At 74.6% G+C, this 5311-nt stretch carries 4 protein-coding genes and 1 pseudogene; 2 read left to right on the forward strand and 3 right to left on the reverse strand.

Annotated elements, in window-relative coordinates; genetic code table 11:
- Positions 1–56 precede the first annotated feature (56 nt).
- From GRC12_RS41625 to GRC12_RS41635, 3 genes are read right to left on the reverse strand one after another with little or no spacing between them, the layout of a single operon-like run.
- Entirely contained in the window at positions 57–1421 is a 1365-nt protein-coding gene (locus GRC12_RS41625) for an O-antigen ligase family protein (RefSeq protein ID WP_208785646.1), read from the reverse strand.
- A gap of 9 nt (positions 1422–1430) precedes the next feature.
- Positions 1431–2858: an exopolysaccharide biosynthesis polyprenyl glycosylphosphotransferase gene (locus GRC12_RS41630; RefSeq protein WP_208785647.1), complete on the reverse strand. Its 1428-nt coding sequence runs from the start codon at positions 2856–2858 to the stop codon at positions 1431–1433.
- A complete protein-coding gene (locus tag GRC12_RS41635) occupies positions 2855–4192 on the reverse strand; it encodes a glycosyltransferase (RefSeq protein ID WP_208785648.1) in 1338 nt (445 codons plus the stop codon). Before GRC12_RS41635 ends, GRC12_RS41630 begins: the two co-directional genes overlap by 4 nt.
- A 341-nt stretch (positions 4193–4533) precedes the next feature.
- Between GRC12_RS41635 and GRC12_RS41640 the strand changes: the two genes are divergently transcribed.
- Entirely contained in the window at positions 4534–4773 is a 240-nt protein-coding gene (locus GRC12_RS41640; RefSeq protein ID WP_208785649.1) for a chaplin, read from the forward strand.
- Between the two features lie 177 nt (positions 4774–4950).
- A pseudogene (locus tag GRC12_RS41645) lies at positions 4951–5311 on the forward strand (hypothetical protein); the annotation flags it as partial.

Raw genomic sequence — 5311 nt, forward strand, 5'->3', positions numbered from 1 at the left:
GTGCGGTGCGGGGCCGGCCACGTGGGTGATCCGGGGCGGGCCCGGGGGAGTCACCGTCATCGGGACGTGGCCTCCTCGGCGCCGCCGAGGCCCGGCTCGATCGCTGCCGGTCCCTGCCGGGCCCCGGGTCCGGTCGCGTCGGCCCCGACCAGCGCCCACCAGGCCACCGCCCCGAAGACCACAGCCGTCAGGACCGTCGACGGGCCGCCGATGTCCGCGTACGCGAAGTCGATGAGCTGCCAGACCAGCAGGCCCGTACCGATCAGGGCGCAGTCCAGCCCCGTGCCCGGCACCCGCGCCCGCCACAGCCCGCGCAGGCCGCACACCAGCAGCGCCAGCCAGCCGCCGACCAGGGCGAGGGCCCCGACGAGGCCCTGCTCGGCCAGCACCAGCAGGTACATGTTGTGCGGGGACAGCAGCGGCTGCTTGAGGTACGCCGCGCCCGCGCCCTCCGTGTCGCTGCCCGAGGACAGGGCCAGCGAGGCGTGACTGTCCCGGTGGTCCGGGAACCCCTTCAACCCCACGCCGGTCAGCGGCTGTTCGCGCCACATGCCGACGGCCGCCGCCCACATCGTGTACCGGTCGGTGACGGACTGGTCCGGTGCGTCGGTGACCCGCGTGATGCTGTCGATCCGCTCCTGCAGCATCGCCGACCCGACCCCGAAGCCGCCGACCAGGATCACCCCGGCGGCGACCGCGACGGCCGTCACCTTCAGCGCCCGCCGCACCCCCCCGAGCACCAGCTGCACCGCGCAGGTGGCCGCCGTCGCGATCCACGCCCCGCGGCTGAAGGACAGCGCGAGCGGGAGGAGCAGTGCCAACGAACAGCACGCGGCGACGGTCCGCTGGCGTACCGAGGCCCGGCCCAGCGCAAGACCCAGCGCGCACACCAGACCGAAGGACACGACCGTCGCCATGCCCATCACGTCCGTCGGCCCGAAGGTGCCCACCGCGCGGACGTCCTCGCCCTGGTACGAGGCGCCGGTCCCGGTGACGTACTGGTTGACCCCGATCGCGCCCTGCCACACCGCCAGCCCCACGAACGACCAGGCCAGCAGCCGGAAGTCACGGCGGCCGCGGATCAGCAGGAGCACGGCGGCGGGCACCAGGACGAAGATCTGCAGGTAACGGCCGAGACCGGTGATCCCGGCACCGGGCGAGGACGCCCCCGTCGCGGCGACCGCGAGCCCCAGCACCGGAAGGCCCAGCACCACGGCGGCCGTACGGGACAGGGGGCGCCGGCGGTCGCGTACGAGACGGATCGCGCAGTACAGCACCACGAGCGCGGAGACCGCGTCGGCGGGACCCGCGCCGCTCTCCCCGGTGGGCGCGAGCGGCAGGCCGAGCAGGACGAGCACGGCGAGCACGGGCAGCACCGGCGGCCACTCGCGGACGCGGGGCAGGGACAGGGCATGGCTCATGGGCGTCGCTCAGCTCCCCGTCGGCCGGACGAGTGCGGCCGCGGTGCGCAGCAGGATGCAGATGTCCTGCCACAGCGACCAGTTGTCGATGTACGCGTTGTCGAAGCGCGCCCGGTCCTCGATCGAGGTGTCGCCGCGCAGACCGTTGATCTGGGCGAGCCCGGTGATCCCGGTCCGCATCCGGTGGCGCGCCGCGTAGCCGGGGTAGTGCTGGCTGAACTGGGCGACGAAGTACGGTCGTTCGGGACGCGGGCCGACCAGGCTCATGTCGCCCCAGAAGACGTTCCACAGCTGGAGCAGCTCGTCGAGCGAGGTGCGGCGCAGGAAGCGGCAGAACCACGACATGCGGTCCTCGTCGGCCACGCTCCAGCGGGTCGCCGACTCGTGCTCGTCGACCGGACGGTGGGTGCGGAACTTCAGCAGCGTGAAGGGACGGCCGTCCTTGCCGATGCGCTCCTGCCGGAAGACCACCCCCGGCCCGTCGCTGACCCGCAGCACCACCGCGCACACCAGCAGCACCGGGCTGACCAGCAGCAGCAGCGTCCCGGAGACCAGTACGTCCAGCAGCCGCTTGCCGACGCTCCCGCGCCGCGGCCCGTGTCCCATGTCCAGGCGCCGGCAGGAGAACCCGGCGAGCTGGTCCCGGGTGGCGTACGACGGGGAGTCCGCGTCGATCTCCCACACCGCGCACCCCGACTCGGCGAGCGCCCGCAGCAGCGGTCCCCGCTCGGTCCGTACCGAGGGATGGACGGCGAGCACGTCCCGTACGCCGTTCTGGATGAGCGCCCGCTGCACCTCCTGACCGGTCGTCAGCACCGGTAGCCCGTCGGTTCCTTCGGGGCGCTCGGCCACGATCCCGACCGGCAGCACCCCGCAGCGGGGGTACCGCAGGACGGCGGCGGCGACGCGCTGGGCGGTCGCCGCCGGGCCGATGACCAGGGCGGTGCGGGGGCGGCTGAGCAGCGCGGTGCGCCGGCGCCAGTGCACAAGGCCGCGCCCCGCGCAGTCCGCCGTCGACTGGAGCAGGAAGCCCAGCAGCAGGGTGCGGGCGGACAGCGCGTGCGCCGGGGCGTACGCCGCGACGAGCGCCGCGAGCGCCGCCCAGGTCACGGCGATCCGGCCGCAGACGACGGGGAGTTCGTCGAGGACGCCGGGGGCGTGGTGCGGGGGCTGCGGGCGCAGCAGCACCGAGGTGACGACCAGGAGGGCCAGCAGCAGCGGGCCCTGCTCGACACCCGCGAACGCCACGGCGCCGAGGACGGCCGCGGTGACGTCGGCGGCGAGCAGCGGCACCGGGGAGGCGGGGCGCGCCGGAGGGCGGCCGGCCGGGAACCGGAAGCCGGCCGCGGCGGTGCGCGCGGGCATGACCGAGACGGGCGAGAACCCGATGTCCCGTGGCTGCCCGCCGGGCGAGGGGACGGTGCTTTCCGCGGTCACGAGTGGATGGACTCCCTGTACTCGGAGGGCAGGCCGGCAGCGGCGGACACGTCGCCGAGCAGGTCGCGGTACACGCCCGCCACCGCCTCGGCCGCGTGCCGCACGTCGTGCGTGGACAGGACGTGTCGGCGCCCCAGATGCCCGAGCGACTCCCGGAGCAACGGATCGAGCAGCAACGAGGACACGGCGTCGGCGAGTTCGCCCGGATCTCCCGGGGGGACGAGGCAACGGGGCGTGGGGACGGCCGCGGGGTTCCCGGCGTCGGTCGCGGGGGCGCCGTGGCGGCCCGCCGCGGAGGCGGCGGCCGGAAACCGGGAGCCCGCTCCCGGGCCGGGGCGACCGGGTGCCGAGACGGGGTTCCTGTTCCCCGGGTTTCTCAAGGAGCGGCGGGCCGGACGTAGGGCCGGTGGCAGGCTTTCGCGGGCTCCGTCGACGTCCGTCAGGACCACCGGCCGTCCGCAGGCCATCGCCTCCAGCGGGGCGAGTGCCATGCCCTCCCAGCGCGAGGGCAGCACGACCAGGTCGGCGGCCTGGTACCAGGGCGCGGCGTCCGGCACGGCCCCGGCGAAGACCACCGACCCCGGTGCGCGGGAGCGGAGTTCGTCGTGGTCAGGCCCGTCCCCGACCAGCACCAGCCGGGCCTCGGGGACCCGGTCCTGCACGGCGTACCAGGCGTCGAGCAGGACGTCCTGCCCCTTCTGCCGGCACAGCCGCCCCACGCACACCACCAGCGGGGCCGCCGCATCGACGTCCGGAAGCAGCGCGGCCCGTACGGTGTCGACGGCCGCGGGATGGAAACGCCCCGGATCGATGCCGTTCGGAACGACGGCCCAGCGGGCGGCGATCCCGGCGCGCGCGCCGGTCGCGCGCTCCGCCTCGCTCACACACACCACCCGGGACGCCCAGCGCGCCCCCCACCGCTCCCAGCGAAGCGCCAGCGCCGCCATGCCCCCGTCGACCGCCTCGAACGACCAGGCGTGCGGCTGGAACACCGTGGGGACGCGCCCGCGCACCGCCAGTCGCCCGGCCAGCCCCGCCTTCGCGCTGTGCGCGTGCACCAGATCGGGCCGCGCCTTGGCGAGCACCCGCACCAGTCGGCGTACCTCTCGAACGAGTGTCGGGCCCGGTGAACGGGCCGCCCGCCAGGGGTGTACGTCGGCGCCGAGCGCCCTCAGTTCGTCGGCGAGGCGGCTCGCGGGGCAGGCGACCGAGACATGCAGACCGGCCGCGAGCTGGGCCCGCGTCAGATCCGTCACGACACGGGCGACCCCGCCGTCCACCGGCTGGGTGATGTGCAGGACCCGGGGCCGGGGGTCGGGTGCTGGCAGGTGCATTGCGCGGTTCCTCGCTCACGGGTGGCGCTCGGGCGTCCCGCTGGGGAACGAGCCGGACGGCCAGCTGGTCACCACCGAGCCGCGAGCGATGCCGAGATCGAACAAACCTCGGGGAGCGGGAAGAGTGCGATCGGCCGGCTGTAGAGGTGCGTCAGGAGGTGCGCAACTCTAGCCGCTATCCGTATGAACTAGAGGAAACCGGACAAGTGTGTCGTATTGGTGAAGTACGGCCCGTCGCCGGATCACCCCTTTGGCGGCACAACCCGCTCGCGCGCCACGCGTTGACACAGCGCCGGGTATCCGCCCGGATGTTTGTGTCAACCCCCAAGGAGCACCTCTCCATGTCGCGTATCGCGAAGGGCCTGGTCCTTACCACCGCCGCCGCCGCGGCGGTCGCCGGCGGTGCCGGTATCGCCTCCGCCGACTCCGACGCGCACGGCGTCGCCGCCCACTCCCCGGGTGTGCTGTCGGGCAACGTCGTCCAGGTCCCGATCCACGTGCCGGTCAACGTCTGCGGCAACACCGTCGACATCATCGGTCTGCTGAACCCCGCGTTCGGCAACGAGTGCGCCAACGACTGACGTCCCCCGACGTCGCCGCCCCAGGCGCGAACTCCCTTCGCCGGCCGCCCTCCCGTGGTTCCTCCCCGGGCGAGCGGCCGGTTGGCGTTGCCCCGAACGGGGCCGTGCGGTTGCGGGGCGCGACGGGTGATCCCACGGTGGGCAGCAGGTCCCCATGCACCACCGAAAGGAACACCCATGCGTGCTCTGCCCGCACGGCGTATCGCGTCCTCCGCACTCTGCGCCGCCCTTCTCGTCGCCGTCGCCGCACCGGCCGCCCTGGCGGCCGACGGCGCCTCGGCCCGGGAGCAGCGTGTCCAGGCCGCGGCCCATGCGCCCGTCCCCGGCGCGGACGCGCTCCTCGACCAGGTCAAGAGCCTGAGCGACCTCGGCACCGTCCTCACCCCGGTCACCGACCTGCTGAACGCCGTCCTCAAGGCCGACAACGGCCAGCTCCCGGCCGCCGACGCCGGCACGCTCGGCAAGGCCGCCACCGACGCCCTCGCCAAGGTCTCCGCCGCTGTCCCCGCGGCGCCCGCGACCCCGGCGACCCCGGTGA

The sequence above is a fragment of the Streptomyces griseorubiginosus genome (genome assembly GCF_017614965.1).
Lineage (GTDB): Bacteria > Actinomycetota > Actinomycetes > Streptomycetales > Streptomycetaceae > Streptomyces > Streptomyces griseorubiginosus_B.